Raw genomic sequence first — 17,108 nt, forward strand, 5'->3', positions numbered from 1 at the left:
AATTCGTCGGGAAAACGACGAAAACGGGCCAATTGACAAGTGCAGGCTTTTCCCCGAAGGTGTGCACACCCAAATCAAACGGGCGTATGAATTGAGCGTTTGCCTGGTCAGGCGCGCCGTTTACAGCCCGAATATCGCGTCGGTGGGTGTGTCGTACCGATTGGAGCTATGCTCGACGGCTGTGCCGTGAGCTGGCCTGCCGGTTGGCTCCGATGTGTACTGTTCAGCTTCCATACCGTGGAGATCAGTTGATGATTTACGAAGGTAAAGCCATCACGGTTAAGGCTCTTGAGAGCGGCATCGTCGAATTGAATTTCGACCTCAAGGGTGAGTCCGTCAACAAATTCAACCGTCTTACCCTCAACGAGCTGCGCGCCTCCGTCGACGCGATCAAGGCTGACGGTTCGATCAAGGGCGTGATTGTCACCAGTGGCAAGGACGTGTTCATCGTCGGTGCCGATATCACCGAGTTCGTCGACAACTTCAAACTGTCCGACGAAGAACTGGTGGCCGGCAACCTCGAAGCCAACAAGATCTTCAGTGATTTCGAAGACCTCGCCGTGCCGACCGTCGTCGCCATCAACGGCATCGCCCTGGGCGGCGGCTTCGAGATGTGCCTGGCCGGTGACTACCGCGTAATGAGCGAGAGCGCCAAGATCGGTCTGCCGGAAGTCAAGCTGGGTATCTACCCGGGCTTTGGCGGTACCGTGCGTTTGCCGCGTGTGATCGGTACCGACAACGCCGTCGAGTGGATCGCCTCCGGCAAGGAGAATCGCGCTGATGACGCGCTGAAAGTCGGCGCCGTCGACGCCGTGGTCGCTCCTGCCAAGCTCAAGGACGCCGCACTGGACCTGATCAAGCGCGCCATCTCCGGCGAGCTGGACTACAAGGCCAAGCGTCAGCCCAAGCTGGAAAAACTCAAGCTCAACGCCATCGAGCAGATGATGTGCTTCGAGACCGCCAAGGGCTTCGTCGCTGGCCAGGCCGGCCCGAACTACCCGGCTCCGGTCGAGGCGATCAAGACCATTCAGAAGGCTGCCAACTTCGGCCGTGACAAGGCGCTGGAAGTCGAGGCCGCCGGCTTCGTCAAGCTGGCCAAGACCTCGGTCGCCGAGAGTCTGATCGGCCTGTTCCTGAACGATCAGGAACTGAAGAAGAAGGCCAAGCACCACGACGAAATCGCGCGTGACGTGAAACTGGCAGCCGTGCTCGGTGCCGGCATCATGGGCGGCGGTATCGCCTACCAGTCGGCCTCCAAGGGCACCCCGATCCTGATGAAGGATATCCGTGAAGAGGGTATCCAGATGGGCTTGAACGAGGCTTCCAAGCTGCTCGGCAAGCGCGTCGAGAAGGGCCGTATGACCCCGGCGAAGATGGCCGAGGCGCTCAACGCCATCCGTCCGACCATGTCTTACGGTGATTTCGGCAACGTCGACATCGTCGTCGAAGCCGTGGTCGAGAACCCCAAGGTCAAGCAGATCGTGCTGGCCGAAGTGGAAGCCGTCGTGCGTGAGGATGCCATCCTGGCCTCCAACACCTCGACCATCTCCATTTCCCTGCTGGCCCAGGCGCTCAAGCGTCCGGAAAACTTCGTCGGCATGCACTTCTTCAACCCGGTGCACATGATGCCGCTGGTGGAAGTCATCCGTGGCGAGAAGTCCAGCGAAGTGGCCGTGGCCACCACCGTTGCCTACGCCAAGAAGATGGGCAAGAACCCGATCGTGGTCAACGACTGCCCGGGCTTCCTGGTCAACCGCGTGCTGTTCCCGTACTTCGGCGGCTTCTCCAAGCTGCTGGGCTTCGGCGTCGACTTCGTGCGCATCGACAAGGTGATGGAGAAGTTCGGCTGGCCCATGGGCCCGGCTTACCTCTCCGACGTGGTCGGCATCGACACTGGCCACCACGGCCGTGACGTGATGGCCGAAGGCTTCCCGGACCGCATGGCCGTGGAAGGCAAGACCGCCGTCGACGTGATGTACGAAGCGGATCGCCTGGGTCAGAAGAATGGCAAGGGCTTCTACGCCTACGAGACCGACAAGCGCGGCAAGCCGAAGAAGGTCACCGACCCGCAGGCCTACGAGCTGCTCAAGTCCATCGTGGTCGAAGAGCGTGAAGTGACCGACGAGGACATCATCAACTTCATGATGATCCCGTTGTGCCTGGAAACCGTTCGTTGCCTGGAAGACGGCATCGTCGACACCGCAGCCGAGGCCGACATGGGCCTGATCTACGGTATCGGCTTCCCTCCCTTCCGTGGCGGTGCGCTGCGCTACATCGATTCGATCGGTGTTGCTGAATTCGTCGCCCTGGCCGACAAATATGCCGAGCTGGGCGCCCTGTACCACCCGACCGCAAAACTTCGCGAAATGGCCGCCAAGGGCCAGAAGTTCTTCGGTTAATCGTGCAGCGAACAGAGCGAGAATAGATATATGAGCCTGAATCCTAGAGATGCAGTGATCGTCGACTTCGGTCGTACCCCGATGGGTCGTTCCAAGGGTGGCATGCACCGCAACACCCGTGCCGAGACCATGTCCGCGCACCTGATCAGCAAAGTGCTGGAGCGCAACGCCAAGATCGACCCGGCAGAAGTCGAGGACGTGATCTGGGGCTGCGTCAACCAGACCCTGGAGCAGGGCTGGAACATCGCGCGCATGGCGTCGCTGATGACCCAGATCCCGCACACCAGCGCCGGCCAGACCGTCAGCCGTCTGTGCGGCTCGTCCATGAGCGCGCTGCACACCGCCGTGCAGGCGATCCAGACCGGCAACGGCGACGTGTTCGTCGTCGGCGGTGTGGAGCACATGGGCCACGTCGGCATGATGCATGGTGTCGACCCGAACCCGCACCTGTCGCTGTACGCCGCCAAGGCGTCCGGCATGATGGGCCTGACCGCGGAAATGCTGGGCAAGATGCACGGCATCACCCGTGAGGCGCAGGACGCCTTCGGTGAGCGTTCGCACCGCCTGGCGCACAAGGCCACCGTCGAAGGCAAGTTCAAGGATGAAATCATCCCGATGCAGGGCTACGACGAGAACGGTTTCCTGAAGATGTACGATTTCGACGAAACCATTCGTCCGGAAACCACCGTCGAAAGCCTGGCTGCGCTGAAGCCGGCCTTCAATCCGAAAGGCGGCACCGTGACTGCAGGTACCTCCTCGCAGATCACCGACGGCGCTTCCTGCATGATCGTCATGAGCGCCCAGCGTGCTCAGGATCTGGGCATCGCCCCGATGGCCGTGGTTCGCGCGATGGCCGTTGCTGGTGTCGATCCGGCGATCATGGGTTACGGCCCGGTGCCGTCCACGCAGAAGGCGCTCAAGCGCGCTGGTCTGAGCATGGCCGATATCGATTTCGTCGAACTCAACGAAGCCTTCGCGGCCCAGGCCCTGCCTGTGCTGAAGGATCTGAAACTGCTCGACAAGATGGAAGAGAAGGTCAACCTGCACGGCGGCGCGATCGCCTTGGGTCACCCCTTCGGTTGTTCCGGGGCCCGTATCTCCGGTACCCTGCTCAACGTCATGAAACAAAACGGCGGCACCCTGGGTGTCTCCACCATGTGCGTGGGCCTTGGCCAAGGCATCACCACCGTCTTCGAACGCATTTAAGCGTCAGTGGACAGAAACCGGGGCCCAGTGCCCCGGTTTTGCTTTTTACGGCTTTTTATTTCGGGAACCGCTCAATGCAGTTGCAGCCAGGACTCTATCGCCACTACAAAGGCCCGCAGTACCGTGTATTCGGTGTGGCACGCCATTCCGAAAATGAGGAAGAGGTAGTGGTCTACCAGGCGTTGTACGGCGAGTTTGGTTTGTGGGTACGACCGCTGAGCATGTTCTGCGAAGAGATCGAGGTGGACGGCAAGCGCGTTCCACGCTTTGCTTTGATTCAGGCCGAAGTCAGCCCTATCGGCAGTTCGGAAGTCTGACTGCGCAGCCCCTGCGCTTGACCTTCGCTTGGTCGCCACTATATATAGCGGGGCCTCAAGGCTCCCTGCCTTCTATATTTCGCAATTCAGGAATTTTCTGATCCATGGGCAAATCGCTGGTCATCGTGGAATCCCCGGCCAAGGCCAAGACCATCAACAAGTACCTGGGCAGCCAGTACGTGGTGAAGTCGAGCATCGGCCATATCCGTGACCTGCCTACCAGCGGCTCGGCAAGCGCCGCCAAGGAGCCGGCCAAGCGTGGCAAGGCCGCCGCTGGTGAAGCGCCTGCGCTGTCGCCCAAGGAAAAGGCCAAGCGTCAGCTGTTCGCTCGTATGGGCGTCGATCCCGAGCACGGCTGGAAGGCCAAGTACGAGATTCTGCCCGGCAAGGAAAAGGTGATCGAAGAACTGCGCCGCCTGGCCAAGGATGCCGACACCATCTATCTCGCAACCGACTTGGACCGCGAAGGGGAAGCCATCGCCTGGCACCTGCGCGAGTCCATCGGCGGCGATGACAGCCGCTACAAGCGCGTGGTGTTCAACGAGATCACCAAGAAGGCGATTCAGGACGCCTTCTCCAGGCCCGGCGAGCTGGACATCAACCGCGTCAACGCGCAGCAGGCGCGCCGCTTCCTCGACCGCGTGGTCGGCTACATGGTTTCGCCGCTGTTGTGGGCCAAGATCGCCCGCGGCCTGTCTGCCGGTCGCGTGCAATCGGTGGCGGTGAAGCTGGTGGTGGCGCGCGAGAAAGAAATCCGCGCCTTCGTGCCGGAAGAATACTGGGAGGTGCATGCCGACCTGGGCACCGCTAAGAACGCCAAGGTGCGCTTCGAGGTGGTGCGCGAAGACGGTGCGGCCTTCAAACCGGTCAATGAAGCGCAGGCCATGGCGGCGCTGGAGAAGCTCAAGGCTTCCAGCTACAGCGTGGTCAAGCGTGAGGACCGTCCGACCAGCAGCAAGCCGTCGGCGCCGTTCATCACCTCGACCCTGCAGCAGGCAGCGAGCAACCGCCTGGGCTTTGGGGTGAAGAAGACCATGATGATGGCCCAGCGTCTCTACGAGGCCGGCTACATCACTTATATGCGTACCGACTCGACCAACCTGTCCAACGACGCGGTGGAGATGGTGCGCGGCTTTATCGGCAGCGAGTACGGCGACAAGTACCTGCCGGGCAAGCCCAACCTGTATTCGAGCAAGGAAGGCGCTCAGGAAGCGCACGAGGCGATTCGTCCGTCCGACGTCAACCTGCGCCCGACCCAGCTGTCGGGCATGGAGCGCGATGCCGAGCGTTTGTATGACCTGATCTGGCGCCAGTTCGTGGCCTGCCAGATGCCGCCGGCCGAGTACCTGTCCACCAGCGTCACCGTAGCCGCTGGCAATTTCGAGCTGCGCGCCAAGGGCCGTATTCTCAAGTTCGACGGTTACACCCGTGTACTGCCGCAGCAGAGCAAGCCGGGCGAGGATGACGTCCTGCCGGAAATGAAGGAAGGCGAGGGCCTCAAGCTGATCCAGCTCGACCCCAGCCAGCACTTCACCAAGCCACCGGCACGCTACTCCGAAGCCAGCCTGGTCAAGGAGCTGGAAAAGCGCGGCATCGGCCGCCCGTCCACTTACGCGGCGATCATCTCCACCATCCAGGATCGTGGCTACGTCACGGTGCACAACCGTCGCTTCTATGCCGAGAAGATGGGCGACATCGTCACCGAGCGTCTCGACGAGAGCTTCGCCAACCTGATGGATTACAGCTTTACCGCCACCATGGAAGAGCATCTCGACGATGTGGCCCAGGGTGGGCGCGAGTGGAAGAACCTGCTCGACGAATTCTACGGCGACTTCAAGAAGAAGCTCGAAGCGGCCGAGGCTGGCGAGGGCGGCATGCGTGCCAACCAGCCGACCCTGACCGACATCCCGTGCCGCGAGTGCGGCCGGCCGATGATGATCCGTACTGCCTCCACTGGCGTGTTCCTCGGCTGCTCCGGCTATGCGCTGCCGCCGAAGGAGCGCTGCAAGGCCACCATCAACCTGGTGCCGGGCGACGAGATCGCCGCGGACGACGAGGGTGAGTCCGAGTCCCGCGTGTTGCTCGGCAAGCATCGCTGCCCAATTTGCTCCACGGCCATGGATGCCTACCTGCTGGATGAAACCCGCAAGTTGCATATCTGCGGTAACAACCCGGACTGCACCGGCTACGAAATCGAGCAGGGCCAGTACCGCATCAAAGGCTATGAAGGCCCGAGCCTGGAGTGCGACAAGTGCGGCAGCGAAATGCAGCTCAAGACCGGCCGTTTCGGCAAGTTCTTCGGTTGCACCAACCCAAGCTGCAAGAACACCCGCAAGCTGCTCAAGAATGGCGAGGCGGCGCCGCCGAAGATGGACAAGGTAGAGATGCCCGAGCTCAAGTGCGAGAAGGTGGACGACACCTACGTGCTGCGCGACGGTGCCTCGGGTCTGTTCCTCGCCGCCAGTCAGTTCCCGAAGAATCGCGAGACGCGCGCGCCATTGGTGCTGGAGATCGTCCCGCACAAGCACGAGATCGATCCCAAGTACCACTTCCTCTGCGATGCCCCGCAAAAGGATCCGGATGGTCGCCCGGCGGTGATTCGCTATAGCCGCAAGACCAAGGAGCAGTACGTGCAGTCCGAGGTCGACGGCAAGCCGACCGGCTGGCGTGCGTTCTACGACGGCGGTAAGTGGAAGGTCGAGGACAAGCGCTAAGGCCTTGTCCATCAGTTGCCGAGCGTTGACCGGGTTTAGAGCCAGGCCGACGCTCGCGAGATTGCAAGGCTGACGAGATGCGCGTCTGGCGACTGCCAACGCGCGTATCATCAGCCGGTCTGCTGTGGAGGTCGCCGTAATGGCCAAAGAAATCTACACCCGCACCAATCAGAAGATCTTCTTCGCCGGCATTGCCCTGGACAACTGGCGCAAGGCCGAGGCGTCTTCCGCGTTCAATGTGCAGGCGCTGGTGCAGGCCGAGCGTGAGGCCGCGCTGTTTCACCTTTACGGTGGGCTCCTTGGGGTTTGCCATGAGATTGCGGGTTACTACCGCATGAGCGACGCCGCGCCTTCGCGTGTCGAGGCTTTCGTTCAGCAGGCAGTACTCGAGGGATCGCCCAGCCCGGAGCTGGCTGAGCTGGTCGAACTGGCGCAGCAGCGCGAGACCTGGCTGGCGCAGCTGCTAGCTGCCTACGCTGAGCTGTTCCAGCCTCCGCGCGAGGAGCGCAAGGCCAAGGTCGACCCGTCGATGCCGTTGATCACGGCAGTCAGCGTCGGCGAAGAGCCTGTCGAGGTGAGCCTCGACGATATCGATGCCTGGCGTCAGCAGCTCAAGGCCTTGATACTGCGTTTCCGCGAAGGCCTCAGTGAGTGCTGATTGGGTTTAACTGGACCAGTGGGCTGGGGATGACTCCGGCGGACTGTTACAATGTCGTGTTTTTGCACAGAGACTGAGCCATGCCTACATCCTTTCTGGAAATCGTCGAACTGCCCGATGGGCGCATCGCCCTGCGTCGCGCAGAGGATGAAGAGGCGTTGGTGACCCTGGACTTCTCCGCTGATGCCAAGGCTTTTCTGCAGGGGCAACATATCGAGGTGGCCAAGGCGATGCTCAATGTCGGGGTGCAGATGGCCGGGCGCATGGCCGAGGGTGATTTCAGTCACGAGGAAGAGGGGCCGCGGGTCCTGCACTGAGATCGCTGCGATACAACGCAAACGGGGCTCCAATGGAGCCCCGTTTTCATTTGCGAGCATGGTTCAGCCCAGGCTGATATTCAAACTCTGCGCGCCACCGCTACTGGCGGCCTGTGCCAGGCGCTGGCGGGTGCTGCGCTCGACCGGGTGCAGCCAGCTGATCACCGTATGGCTGCGCCCCAGCTTGAGCGCTTCCTCGGCCAGCTCCAGGGCACTTTGCCCTTGCCGTGGCTGCAGCAGCAGGATGCGTTCGCGATTGAGCCCAGCGTCACGCAGCCAGCTTTGCGTGAGGCTGGCAGGCGGCGCCACCAGGGTCAGCCAGCGCGCGTCCTGATTCTGGCTCAGCTCGCGCAGAATCGGCGCCAGCAAGTGCAGGCAGTGGCCGGCCGCGCCGCGCAGAGCCAATTCACTGAAAGCCTGTTCGGCTTCGCCAGGGGCGATGTCATCGGTAACCAATGGTTCGCCCGACGCGTTGGCAAGAAAGGCGTCGAAAAGGGGAAGTTGCGGGCGCTCGAACGACTGCTGCATTTGCATGGCGTTTCCTCAGCGGCGGATTACACCGACACTCAAACCTTCGATGACCAGGTCCTGGTGCTCCAGGTCCACTTCGATCGGGGCGAACTCGGGATTTTCGGCCAGCAGCCAGACCTTGTTGCCCTCGCGCTTGAAGCGCTTGACCGTCACCTCGTCATCGATGCGCGCAACCACGACCTGGCCGTTACGTGCCTCGCGGGTGGTATGTACGGCGAGCAGGTCACCATCGAAAATACCGATGTCCTTCATGCTCATGCCGCGTACGCGCAGCAGATAGTCGGCCTTGGGCTGAAAGAAGGCCGGGTTGATCTGGCACGATTCTTCGACATGTTGTTGTGCGAGGATCGGTGCGCCAGCGGCGACACGGCCGATCACCGGCAGGCCCTCGTCCTCGTTCGCAGCGCCCGCTTCGAAGCCGGGAATGCGAATGCCGCGCGACGCGCCTGGGGTCATCTCGATGGCGCCCTTGCGGGCGAGAGCCTTGAGGTGCTCCTCTGCCGCATTGGGTGATTTGAACCCCAGTTCCTGGGCGATCTCCGCACGGGTGGGAGGGTAGCCGTTGTCTTCCAGGCAGCGTTTGATGAAGGCGAGGATCTCGGCTTGGCGTGGCGTCAGTTTCAGCATGGCTGGGCTCTGTCTTTATATACAGTGACTGGGATTATATACAGTAAGCGGGGCTTGGCAACGATCTATTTACTGGCGCCCATCTCCAGCTTGTTATCCGTGCTGCGTAATCTTCGTCTCTGCTTGTTGTAAGCTGTGACCCGCCGGCCAAAAGACGGCTCATGCGGCTTGACAATGCGGTGAGCTGAAACGTATGTTTCAAACAAGTGTTTGTCAGGTGATAACTCATGGCTCAGTCGGAAACCGTTGAACGCATTCTCGATGCTGCGGAACAGCTGTTCGCGGAAAAAGGCTTCGCCGAGACTTCGTTGCGTCTAATCACCAGCAAGGCCGGGGTCAACCTGGCAGCCGTCAACTATCACTTCGGTTCCAAGAAGGCGCTGATCCAGGCTGTCTTCTCGCGGTTCCTCGGCCCATTCTGCGCCAGTCTGGAAAAGGAACTCGATCGCCGTCAGGCCAAGTCCGACACCCAGGTGTCTCTGGAGGAGCTGCTTGAACTGCTGGTGGAGCAGGCCCTCGCGGTGAAGCCGCGCAGCGGCAACGACCTGTCCATCTTCATGCGCCTGCTCGGCCTGGCCTTCAGTCAGAGCCAGGGGCACCTGCGCAAGTACCTCGAAGAGGTGTACGGCAAGGTATTCCGCCGCTACATGCTGCTGGTGCACGACGCCGCGCCGCGTATTCCCCCGCTTGAGCTGTTCTGGCGCGTGCACTTCATGCTTGGTGCTGCCGCATTCAGCATGTCCGGCATCAAGGCCCTGCGCGCGATGGCCGAGACCGATTTCGGCGTCAATACCTCGATCGAGCAGGTGATGCGCATGATGGTGCCGTTCCTGGCCGCGGGCATGCGCTCGGAAACCGGGGTCAACGATCCGGCGCTGGCCGGCGCGCAGCTCAAGCCGCGCAGCAAAGCGCCGAGCGCCACGCCCAAGGTCTGACCGGTCAGCCGGTGGGCTTGGCTTCGCCCTTCGGCTAAGCTAGCGGCCCATGTGCGATCTCGATCTCCTCCATATCTCCATTGCCGACCAGATGCTCTACGGCTTCAATGCCGGGCAACTGGTGGTGCGCTTGTCCGTATCCACTGCACGTAACGGCGCGGGTGAGAGCAATGGCTCGGGCTGTACCCCGCGGGGGCTGCATCAGGTGCGCGCGAAGATCGGCGCCGGTTTGCCCCTGGCCGCTGTGTTGCGCGGCCGTCGCTGGACCGGCGAGGTGTGGTCGCCGCAACTGCACGAGCAGTTCCCCGGGCGTGACTGGATTCTCACCCGCATTCTCTGGCTGAGCGGTCTCGAGCCGGGGCGTAACCGCATGGGCGAGGTCGATACCTTCCATCGCTACATCTACCTGCACGGCACGCCGGACACGGAACCCATGGGCGAGCCGCTGTCCCATGGCTGCATTCGTTTGCGTAACGTCGACATGCTGGCGCTCTTCGATCGCGTGCCGCTGCACTGCAAGGTGCGTATCGACGAGGCGCCTTGCCCGCAGTGGGCTGCAAACCAGGATTTCAAATAAGGAATACGTTCATGCAAGGCTCTTTGATGATGGACATCGCCGGTACCTGGCTGACTGCCGAGGATCGCCAGATGCTGCGCCAGCCCGAGGTGGGCGGTCTGATCATTTTCGCCCGCAACATCGAGTCGCCGCGTCAGGTACGTGAGCTGTGCCAGAGCATCCGCGCTGTGCGCCCGGATCTGCTGCTGGCTGTGGATCAGGAAGGCGGCCGCGTGCAGCGCTTGCGTCAGGGCTTTCTGCGGCTACCGGCGATGCGCGCGATTGCCGATAACCACAACGCCGAAGAGCTGGCTGAACATTGCGGCTGGCTGATGGCGACCGAGGTGCTGGCCGTCGGGCTGGATCTGAGCTTTGCCCCGGTACTGGACCTCGACCACCAGCGTAGTGCGGTGGTCGGCAGCCGCGCCTTCGAAGGCGATGCGCAGCGCGCCACCACGCTGGCTGCCGCGTTCATTCGCGGCATGCACCAAGCCGGCATGGCCGCCACCGGCAAGCACTTTCCCGGGCATGGCTGGGCCGAGGCGGACTCTCACGTGGCCATTCCGGTCGACGAGCGCAGCCTCGACGAGATTCGTGCCTGTGACATGCAGCCATTCAAGCGTCTGGCTGGCGAGCTCGATGCGGTGATGCCGGCGCACGTCATTTATCCGCAGGTCGATGAGCAGCCGGCGGGGTTCTCGCGGCGTTGGCTGCAGGACATCTTGCGCGGCGAGCTGGGCTTCGATGGGGTGATTTTCAGCGATGACCTGTCCATGGCCGGTGCGCATGTGGTTGGTGATGCCGGCAAGCGTATCGAGGCGGCGCTCGCGGCCGGTTGCGACATGGGACTGGTGTGCAATGACCGGGAGGCGGCCGAACTGGCCCTCAGCGCCTTGCAGCGCTTGCAGGTCACGCCCGCCGAGCGCCTGCAGCGCATGCGTGGGCGCGGTCATGCCTGCACCGATTACCGCCAGGCGCCGCGCTGGTCGGCGGCAGTGGCAGCGCTTAGGAGCGCGCAGTTGATTGACTGAGGGGCGGGCCTCTGCGCAAAAGTCGCTTTGCGGCGTTTTCGGCCCTCTCCAACCCCTCTTCCATGAAGGGGAGAGGGGAGCCAAGCGTGTGAAACCTTAAGTGAGCGGCACTACGCTCAAAGCGGGCTGATGCGTACCAGGGCGCCCAGGCTGCCATGATCCAGATAGGTCAGGCTGTTGTCCTTCAGGCGCTGGGCGACTTTCATGTGTTCGCTGCTTTCCAGCAGACCGTCGGCACTGAAACGATTGATCCACAGTTCCAGATCCAGATCGGCGAAGCGATCCTGAGTGAAGGCGAGGGTGCCTTCGACCGGGTAGTGGCCGAGGTGCGCCTCGCCACTGGTGACCGCGACGCGGCTCGGTGTAGTGCCCAGCGTCTGGCTCCAGGCCTTGTGCAGCAGGACCTCATAACCGTTGCCGGGATTGAGCTTGGCGGCTTCGTTGTCGAGGCTGGTGGCGCGCTCGCTGCCGCCGATCGGCAGTGCGGTGCCTGCCCAGTCGTCCGGGGCGATCTTCGGCGCGATGACTGGGTCACCCGCCTGGCGGAATACCAGCAGTTCGACCTGGTACAGGCGTTCGGCGAAGGCGCTCGGGGCGAGCAGGCAGAGCAGCAGGGCGATCAGGTGCAATGGGCGCAGCATGTGAGAGTCCTTCAGGTGGTGGGCGCGAGGCGCTCGAACAGGGCTTCCAGGGTGTTGAAGCGCTCTTCCGCGCGCTCCATCGGCACCTGGATCTTGAAGACGGTGGCGCCTTCGAACTTGTAGCGTTTTGGTTGCGCCTGGATCAGCTTGATCAGCGTCAGCGGGTCGACGCAGGTTTCCGCGGCGAACTCGATGCGGCCACCTTGCGGGCCGGCGTCGACCTTGGTGATGCCCAGCTTGTCGGCTTGCAGCTTGAGCAGGGTCAGGCGCATCAGGTGTTTGGTCGGCTCCGGCAGCAGGCCGAAGCGGTCGATCATCTCCACCTGCAGTTCCTTCAGACCGTCCTCATCGGTAGCCGAGGCGATGCGCTTGTAGAGGATCAGGCGCGCATGCACATCGGGCAGGTAGTCCTCGGGAATCAACGCCGGCACGCGCAGGTTGATCTCCGGGCCGCCGCCCAGTGGCTGGTCGAGGTTGGGTTGTTCGCCTTTCTGAATAGCCTTGACCGCGCGCTCGAGCATTTCCATATACAGGGTGAAACCGACGGCCTGGATCTGCCCGCTCTGGCCGTCGCCGAGCAGTTCGCCAGCGCCACGGATTTCCAAGTCGTGCGTTGCCAGGATAAAGCCGGCGCCGAGATCCTGCGCGCCCGCGATGGCCTCCAGGCGCTTCTGCGCATCCTCGGTCATGCTCTTGCGCGGCGGCGTCAGCAGGTAGGCGTAGGCTTGGTGGTGACTACGACCGACGCGGCCACGCAGCTGGTGCAGCTGGGCCAGGCCGAACTTGTCGGCGCGCTCGATGATGATGGTGTTGGCGCTGGGCACGTCGATACCGGTTTCGATAATGGTCGAGGCCACTAGGACGTTGAAGCGCTTGTGGTAGAAGTCGCTCATCACCTGTTCCAGCTCGCGCTCGCGCATCTGCCCGTGGCCGATGCCGATACGCGCTTCCGGCACCAGTTCGGCCAGATCGGCGGCGCATTTCTCGATGGTCTTCACATCGTTGTGCAGGTAGTAGACCTGGCCGCCGCGCAGCAATTCGCGCAGCAGTGCTTCCTTGATGGTCGGCTTGTTCTCTTCCATGACGAAGGTGCGCACCGACAGGCGCCTCGCCGGCGGCGTGGCGATGATCGACAGGTCGCGCATGCCGGCCACGGCCATGTTCAGGGTGCGCGGGATCGGCGTGGCAGTCAGGGTGAGGATATCCACCTCGCTGCGCAGCGCCTTGAGCTGCTCCTTCTGGCGCACGCCGAAGCGATGTTCCTCGTCGATGATCACCAGGCCCAGGTTGTGGAATTTCACATCGTCCTGCAGCAGCTTGTGGGTGCCGATTACGATATCCACCTTGCCTTCGGCCAGCTGCTGCACGGCGCCTTCGACTTCCTTGGCGCTCTTGAAGCGGCTCATCACCTCGACTTTCACCGGCCAGTCGGCGAAGCGGTCACGGAAGCTGTTGTAGTGCTGCTGGGCGAGCAGGGTGGTGGGCACCAGCACGGCCACCTGCTTGCCGCTGTGCACGGCGATAAAGGCGGCGCGCATGGCCACCTCGGTCTTGCCGAAGCCGACGTCGCCGCAGACCAGGCGATCCATCGGCTTGCCGGCGAGCATGTCGGCGCGCACGGCGTCGATGGCGGTCTGCTGATCCGGGGTTTCCTCGAAGGGGAAGCCGGCGCTGAAGGTGGCGTAGTCGACGGCCGGGTCCTGGAAGGCGAAGCCTTCGCGGGCTGCGCGGCGGGCGTAGATGTCGAGCAGTTCGGCGGCGACGTCGCGTACCTGTTCGGCGGCCTTGCGTTTGGCTTTCTGCCAGACTTCCGAGCCGAGACGGTGCAGTGGTGCCAGAGCGTCATCGCTGCCGCTGTAGCGGGCGATCAGGTGTAGGCTGGCCACCGGCACGTAGAGCTTGGCGTCGTCCGCATATTGCAGGGCGAGAAATTCGGCGGCCTGGCCGTCGAACTCCATGGTCACCAGGCCCAGGTAGCGGCCGACGCCGTGATCGATATGCACCACCGGCGCGCCTTCGCGCAGTTCGGTGAGGTTCTTGATCACGTTGTCGCCGCCGTCGCGTCCTTTTTCGCGACGACGACGCTGCATCACGCGCTGGCCGAACAGCGGGTTTTCCGGGATCAGCGCCAGCTCGTCGAGCAGCAGGCCTTCGTCCAGCGGCGCGATGCAGATGTTCAGGCGTTCGCCGCTTTCGACGAAGGCGGGCCAGCCGTCGACCTCCTTCGGCTTGAGCTTGAGGCGGGCGAGCAACTCCAGCAGTACCTCGCGGCGCCCGGCCGACTCGGCGCAGAACAGCACGCGGCCCTGGTATTCCTCGATGAAGCGGCGCAGTGCCGCCAGCGGCTCGCCGGCTTTGGCCTGAATCGCCAGGTCGGGCAGGACGCGGGCGTCGAAGCGGGTCTGGCCGACGCCGGGCTCGATGTCGTCCTGGTTGATCACCACACGCGGCCAGTTCTTCAGGCGGGCGAAGCAGTCCTCGACTGGCAGGAAGATGTCGGCAGGTGGCAGCAGCGGCCGTTCCGGATCGACACGGCGGTCTTCATAGCGGTTGCGCGCATCCAGCCAGAATTGCTCGGCGGCCTTCTCGATACCGGGCAGGGAGAACACCTGGGTGTCGCCCGGCAGGTAGTCGAAAAGGGTGCCGGTTTCCTCGAAGAACAGCGGCAGGTAGTACTCGATACCGGCCGGGGTGATGCCGCTGGACAGGTCCTGATAGATCGGGCAGCGGCGGAAATCCACATCGAAGCGCTCGCGGAAACGGCCGCGGAAATCGGTGACGGCTTTCTTCTCCAGCGGAAATTCGCGCGCCGGCAACAGGCGGATCGACTCGACCTTGTCCACCGAGCGTTGGTTTTCCGGGTCGAAGGTGCGCAGGGTTTCGATCTCGTCGTCGAACAGATCGATGCGATAGGGTACCTCGCTGCCCATGGGGAACAGGTCGATCAGTGCGCCGCGTACGGCGAACTCACCGTGTTCGTATACCGTGTCGACGCAGCGGTAGCCGGCTGCCTCCAGGCGCGTGCGCATCTGCTCCACGTCCAGCTTCTGGCCGACATCCAGCACCAGGCTGCTACCCAGCAGGAAGCGCTTCGGCGCCAGGCGGTGTAGGGCGGTGGCGATCGGCACTACGAGAATGCCGCGGCTCAGTTGCGGTAGCCGGTAGAGGGCGGCGATACGCTGGGAAATGATGTCCTGGTGTGGCGAGAAGACGTCGTAGGGCAGGGTTTCCCAGTCGGGGAAATGCAGCACCGGCAGGTCCGGGGCGAAGAAGGCCAGTTCTTCCTGCAGGCGCTCGGCGCTCTGGCTGCCCTCGGTCAAGACCAGGGTAAAACGCCCGGCATTGCTGGCCGCTTCGGCTATCGCCAGGGACAGGGCGGCGCCGGGCAGGTTGCCCCATTGCTGTTTGCCGGCGCTGGCCGGAAGAGACGGAAGACGCAGTACGGACACGGGCGGCTCACGATCATTACGAAGGGCCGGGAATTGTAACGGGGCTTGGCGGTCAATGTCAGTCACGACAGGCGCGCATTGCTCCCACGAGCGCACGCCGTCATAATGTAGCCCCTTTTTTCAGCCCCTACATGTGGAAGGTACTGCCCGTGACTCAGAAGCCCGACCAGTGTCTCGGTGAATGGATCGATCGTGAAGCCCTCGCGGAAGCGATGATTCCGCTGATTGGTCAGCTCTATCGCAACAACAATGTGGTGACCTCGATCTACGGCCGTGGCCTGATCAACCGTTCGGTCATCGACATCCTCAAGGCTCACCGTTTCGCCCGTCACCGCCTGGCTGAAGAAGCCGAGCTGTCGGTGCACGACACCTTCCCCATGCTCAAGGCCATGAGCGAGCTCAAGCTGGGCGCCGCTTCCGTGGATCTGGGCAAGCTGGTTGCCAAGTTCAAGGCCGAAGGCGCTGGCCGTGGCGTCGAGCAGTTCGTCAAGGACGAGCTGGCCGATGTGGTCGGCAAGCAGAACGGTTCGGCCCGTGAAGGCACCGACGTGGTGCTCTACGGCTTCGGTCGTATCGGCCGCCTGCTGGCGCGCATCCTGATCGAGAAGACCGGTGGCGGTGACGGCCTGCGTCTGCGCGCCATCGTCGTGCGCAAGGGCGCCAGCAATGACCTGGTCAAGCGTGCCAGCCTGCTGCGTCGTGACTCGGTGCACGGCAAGTTCAACGGCACCATCACCATCGATGAAGAGAACAACACCCTGACGGCCAATGGCAACCTGATCCAGGTGATCTACGCCAAGGACCCGAAGGAGGTCGACTACACCCAGTACGGCATCAAGAATGCGCTGCTGGTGGACAACACCGGTGTATGGCGTGACGCCGAGGGCCTGGGTCAGCACCTGACCTGCCCGGGTGTCGATCGCGTGGTTCTGACCGCGCCTGGCAAGGGCGCGCTGAAGAACATCGTGCACGGCATCAACCACAGCGAAATCAGCGCTGAGGACAAGATCATCTCCGCTGCTTCCTGCACCACCAACGCCATCGTGCCGGTGCTCAAGGCAGTCAATGATCAATACGGCATCGTCAACGGTCACGTCGAGACCGTTCACTCCTACACCAACGACCAGAACCTGATCGACAACTTCCACAAGGGCAGTCGTCGTGGTCGCAGTGCCGCGCTGAACATGGTCATCACCGAAACAGGCGCCGCCACCGCTGCTGCCAAGGCGCTGCCAGTGCTCAAAGGCAAGCTGACCGGCAACGCCATCCGTGTGCCGACGCCGAACGTGTCCATGGCCATCCTCAACCTGAATCTGGAAAAGGCCACCACCCGCGAAGAAATCAACGAGTACCTGCGCCAGATGGCCATGCACTCCGATCTGCAGAAGCAGATCGATTTCGTCAGCTCGCAGGAAGTGGTCTCGACCGACTTCGTCGGTTCGCGCCATGCCGGTGTGGTCGATGCCGAAGCCACCATCGCCAACGATAACCGCGTCGTGCTGTACGTCTGGTACGACAACGAGTTCGGTTACAGCTGCCAGGTTGTACGCGTGATGGAAGACATGGCTGGGGTCAACCCGCCGGCTTTCCCGCGCTGATAGCCAAATAGCGTGAAAGGAACGGGAGCCTCGGCTCCCGTTTTTTATGCGTGAGAATTGACGCGAATCAGCGCCGAGATTGTTGCGGCCTGTTACCGCACAGCCAAAAAAAGCAAGCGCTTGGGTGGT

At 62.6% G+C, this 17,108-nt stretch carries 14 protein-coding genes; 10 read left to right on the forward strand and 4 right to left on the reverse strand.

Features of this window, described 5'->3' with window-relative positions:
- Nucleotides 1-251: 251 nt before the first annotated feature.
- The 6 genes from fadB (at nt 252) to P3C50_RS01180 (ending at nt 7,611) form a co-directional block, all read left to right on the forward strand.
- Complete coding sequence (gene fadB, locus P3C50_RS01155) at nt 252-2,399, forward strand: fatty acid oxidation complex subunit alpha FadB (RefSeq protein ID WP_275544577.1); 2,148 nt, start codon at nt 252-254, stop codon at nt 2,397-2,399.
- A 30-nt stretch (nt 2,400-2,429) separates the two neighbouring features.
- A complete protein-coding gene (gene fadA, locus P3C50_RS01160; protein WP_197855949.1) occupies nt 2,430-3,605 on the forward strand; it encodes an acetyl-CoA C-acyltransferase FadA in 1,176 nt (391 codons plus the stop codon).
- 74 nt (nt 3,606-3,679) lie between these two features.
- The gene (locus tag P3C50_RS01165) at nt 3,680-3,922 is read left to right on the forward strand and encodes a DUF1653 domain-containing protein (protein ID WP_179590019.1); all 243 of its coding nucleotides are present in this window, start codon (nt 3,680-3,682) and stop codon (nt 3,920-3,922) included.
- A gap of 104 nt (nt 3,923-4,026) precedes the next feature.
- On the forward strand, nt 4,027-6,636 hold the full coding sequence (gene topA / locus P3C50_RS01170) for a type I DNA topoisomerase (RefSeq protein WP_275544578.1): 2,610 nt from the start codon (nt 4,027-4,029) through the stop codon (nt 6,634-6,636).
- 139 nt (nt 6,637-6,775) lie between these two features.
- Nucleotides 6,776-7,294 (forward strand): DUF6586 family protein, encoded by a 519-nt coding sequence (locus tag P3C50_RS01175; protein WP_275544579.1) that lies wholly within the window; start codon nt 6,776-6,778, stop codon nt 7,292-7,294.
- Nucleotides 7,295-7,374: 80 nt separating this feature from the next.
- Nucleotides 7,375-7,611, forward strand: coding sequence for a hypothetical protein (locus tag P3C50_RS01180; protein WP_197855945.1), 237 nt, complete (start codon nt 7,375-7,377; stop codon nt 7,609-7,611).
- 63 nt (nt 7,612-7,674) lie between these two features.
- Here P3C50_RS01180 and sulA read toward each other — a convergent pair whose 3' ends face one another.
- Nucleotides 7,675-8,145, reverse strand: coding sequence for an SOS-induced cell division inhibitor SulA (sulA, locus tag P3C50_RS01185; protein WP_275544580.1), 471 nt, complete (start codon nt 8,143-8,145; stop codon nt 7,675-7,677).
- Between the two features lie 9 nt (nt 8,146-8,154).
- Nucleotides 8,155-8,769 (reverse strand): transcriptional repressor LexA, encoded by a 615-nt coding sequence (lexA, locus tag P3C50_RS01190; RefSeq protein ID WP_197855943.1) that lies wholly within the window; start codon nt 8,767-8,769, stop codon nt 8,155-8,157.
- A 227-nt stretch (nt 8,770-8,996) separates the two neighbouring features.
- On the opposite strand from lexA, the gene P3C50_RS01195 reads away from it, so the two are divergent.
- From P3C50_RS01195 to nagZ, 3 genes are read left to right on the forward strand one after another with little or no spacing between them, the layout of a single operon-like run.
- The gene (locus tag P3C50_RS01195; protein ID WP_275544581.1) at nt 8,997-9,704 is read left to right on the forward strand and encodes a TetR/AcrR family transcriptional regulator; all 708 of its coding nucleotides are present in this window, start codon (nt 8,997-8,999) and stop codon (nt 9,702-9,704) included.
- Nucleotides 9,705-9,753: 49 nt separating this feature from the next.
- Nucleotides 9,754-10,281 (forward strand): L,D-transpeptidase, encoded by a 528-nt coding sequence (locus tag P3C50_RS01200; RefSeq protein ID WP_275544582.1) that lies wholly within the window; start codon nt 9,754-9,756, stop codon nt 10,279-10,281.
- Nucleotides 10,282-10,292: 11 nt separating this feature from the next.
- Nucleotides 10,293-11,291 carry a beta-N-acetylhexosaminidase gene (nagZ, locus tag P3C50_RS01205; RefSeq protein WP_275544583.1) on the forward strand — a complete coding sequence of 333 codons (999 nt, stop codon included), beginning with the start codon at nt 10,293-10,295 and terminating at the stop codon, nt 11,289-11,291.
- Nucleotides 11,292-11,407: 116 nt separating this feature from the next.
- On the opposite strand, the gene P3C50_RS01210 is transcribed toward nagZ, so the two are convergent.
- Together P3C50_RS01210 and mfd are read right to left on the reverse strand one after the other, a co-directional pair.
- A complete protein-coding gene (locus P3C50_RS01210) occupies nt 11,408-11,932 on the reverse strand; it encodes a CsiV family protein (RefSeq protein ID WP_275544584.1) in 525 nt (174 codons plus the stop codon).
- An 11-nt stretch (nt 11,933-11,943) separates the two neighbouring features.
- The gene (gene mfd / locus P3C50_RS01215; protein ID WP_275544585.1) at nt 11,944-15,381 is read right to left on the reverse strand and encodes a transcription-repair coupling factor; all 3,438 of its coding nucleotides are present in this window, start codon (nt 15,379-15,381) and stop codon (nt 11,944-11,946) included.
- 131 nt (nt 15,382-15,512) lie between these two features.
- Between mfd and P3C50_RS01220 the strand changes: the two genes are divergently transcribed.
- A complete protein-coding gene (locus P3C50_RS01220; protein WP_275544586.1) occupies nt 15,513-16,979 on the forward strand; it encodes a glyceraldehyde-3-phosphate dehydrogenase in 1,467 nt (488 codons plus the stop codon).
- The last annotated feature ends 129 nt before the right edge of the window (nt 16,980-17,108 follow it).

The sequence above is a fragment of the Pseudomonas sp. Marseille-Q0931 genome (assembly GCF_940789645.1).
Taxonomy (GTDB): Bacteria; Pseudomonadota; Gammaproteobacteria; order Pseudomonadales; family Pseudomonadaceae; genus Aquipseudomonas.

Excerpts from the sequence above, each read along its gene's own strand:
- fadB (WP_275544577.1), top strand. The coding sequence starts at position 252 with ATGATTTACGAAGGTAAAGCCATCACGGTTAAGGCTCTTGAGAGCGGC.
- fadA (WP_197855949.1), top strand. The coding sequence starts at position 2,430 with ATGAGCCTGAATCCTAGAGATGCAGTGATCGTCGACTTCGGTCGTACC.
- P3C50_RS01165 (WP_179590019.1), top strand. The coding sequence starts at position 3,680 with ATGCAGTTGCAGCCAGGACTCTATCGCCACTACAAAGGCCCGCAGTAC.
- topA (WP_275544578.1), top strand. The coding sequence starts at position 4,027 with ATGGGCAAATCGCTGGTCATCGTGGAATCCCCGGCCAAGGCCAAGACC.
- P3C50_RS01175 (WP_275544579.1), top strand. The coding sequence starts at position 6,776 with ATGGCCAAAGAAATCTACACCCGCACCAATCAGAAGATCTTCTTCGCC.
- P3C50_RS01180 (WP_197855945.1), top strand. The coding sequence starts at position 7,375 with ATGCCTACATCCTTTCTGGAAATCGTCGAACTGCCCGATGGGCGCATC.
- sulA (WP_275544580.1), bottom strand. The coding sequence starts at position 8,145 with ATGCAAATGCAGCAGTCGTTCGAGCGCCCGCAACTTCCCCTTTTCGAC.
- lexA (WP_197855943.1), bottom strand. The coding sequence starts at position 8,769 with ATGCTGAAACTGACGCCACGCCAAGCCGAGATCCTCGCCTTCATCAAA.
- P3C50_RS01195 (WP_275544581.1), top strand. The coding sequence starts at position 8,997 with ATGGCTCAGTCGGAAACCGTTGAACGCATTCTCGATGCTGCGGAACAG.
- P3C50_RS01200 (WP_275544582.1), top strand. The coding sequence starts at position 9,754 with ATGTGCGATCTCGATCTCCTCCATATCTCCATTGCCGACCAGATGCTC.
- nagZ (WP_275544583.1), top strand. The coding sequence starts at position 10,293 with ATGCAAGGCTCTTTGATGATGGACATCGCCGGTACCTGGCTGACTGCC.
- P3C50_RS01210 (WP_275544584.1), bottom strand. The coding sequence starts at position 11,932 with ATGCTGCGCCCATTGCACCTGATCGCCCTGCTGCTCTGCCTGCTCGCC.
- P3C50_RS01220 (WP_275544586.1), top strand. The coding sequence starts at position 15,513 with ATGTGGAAGGTACTGCCCGTGACTCAGAAGCCCGACCAGTGTCTCGGT.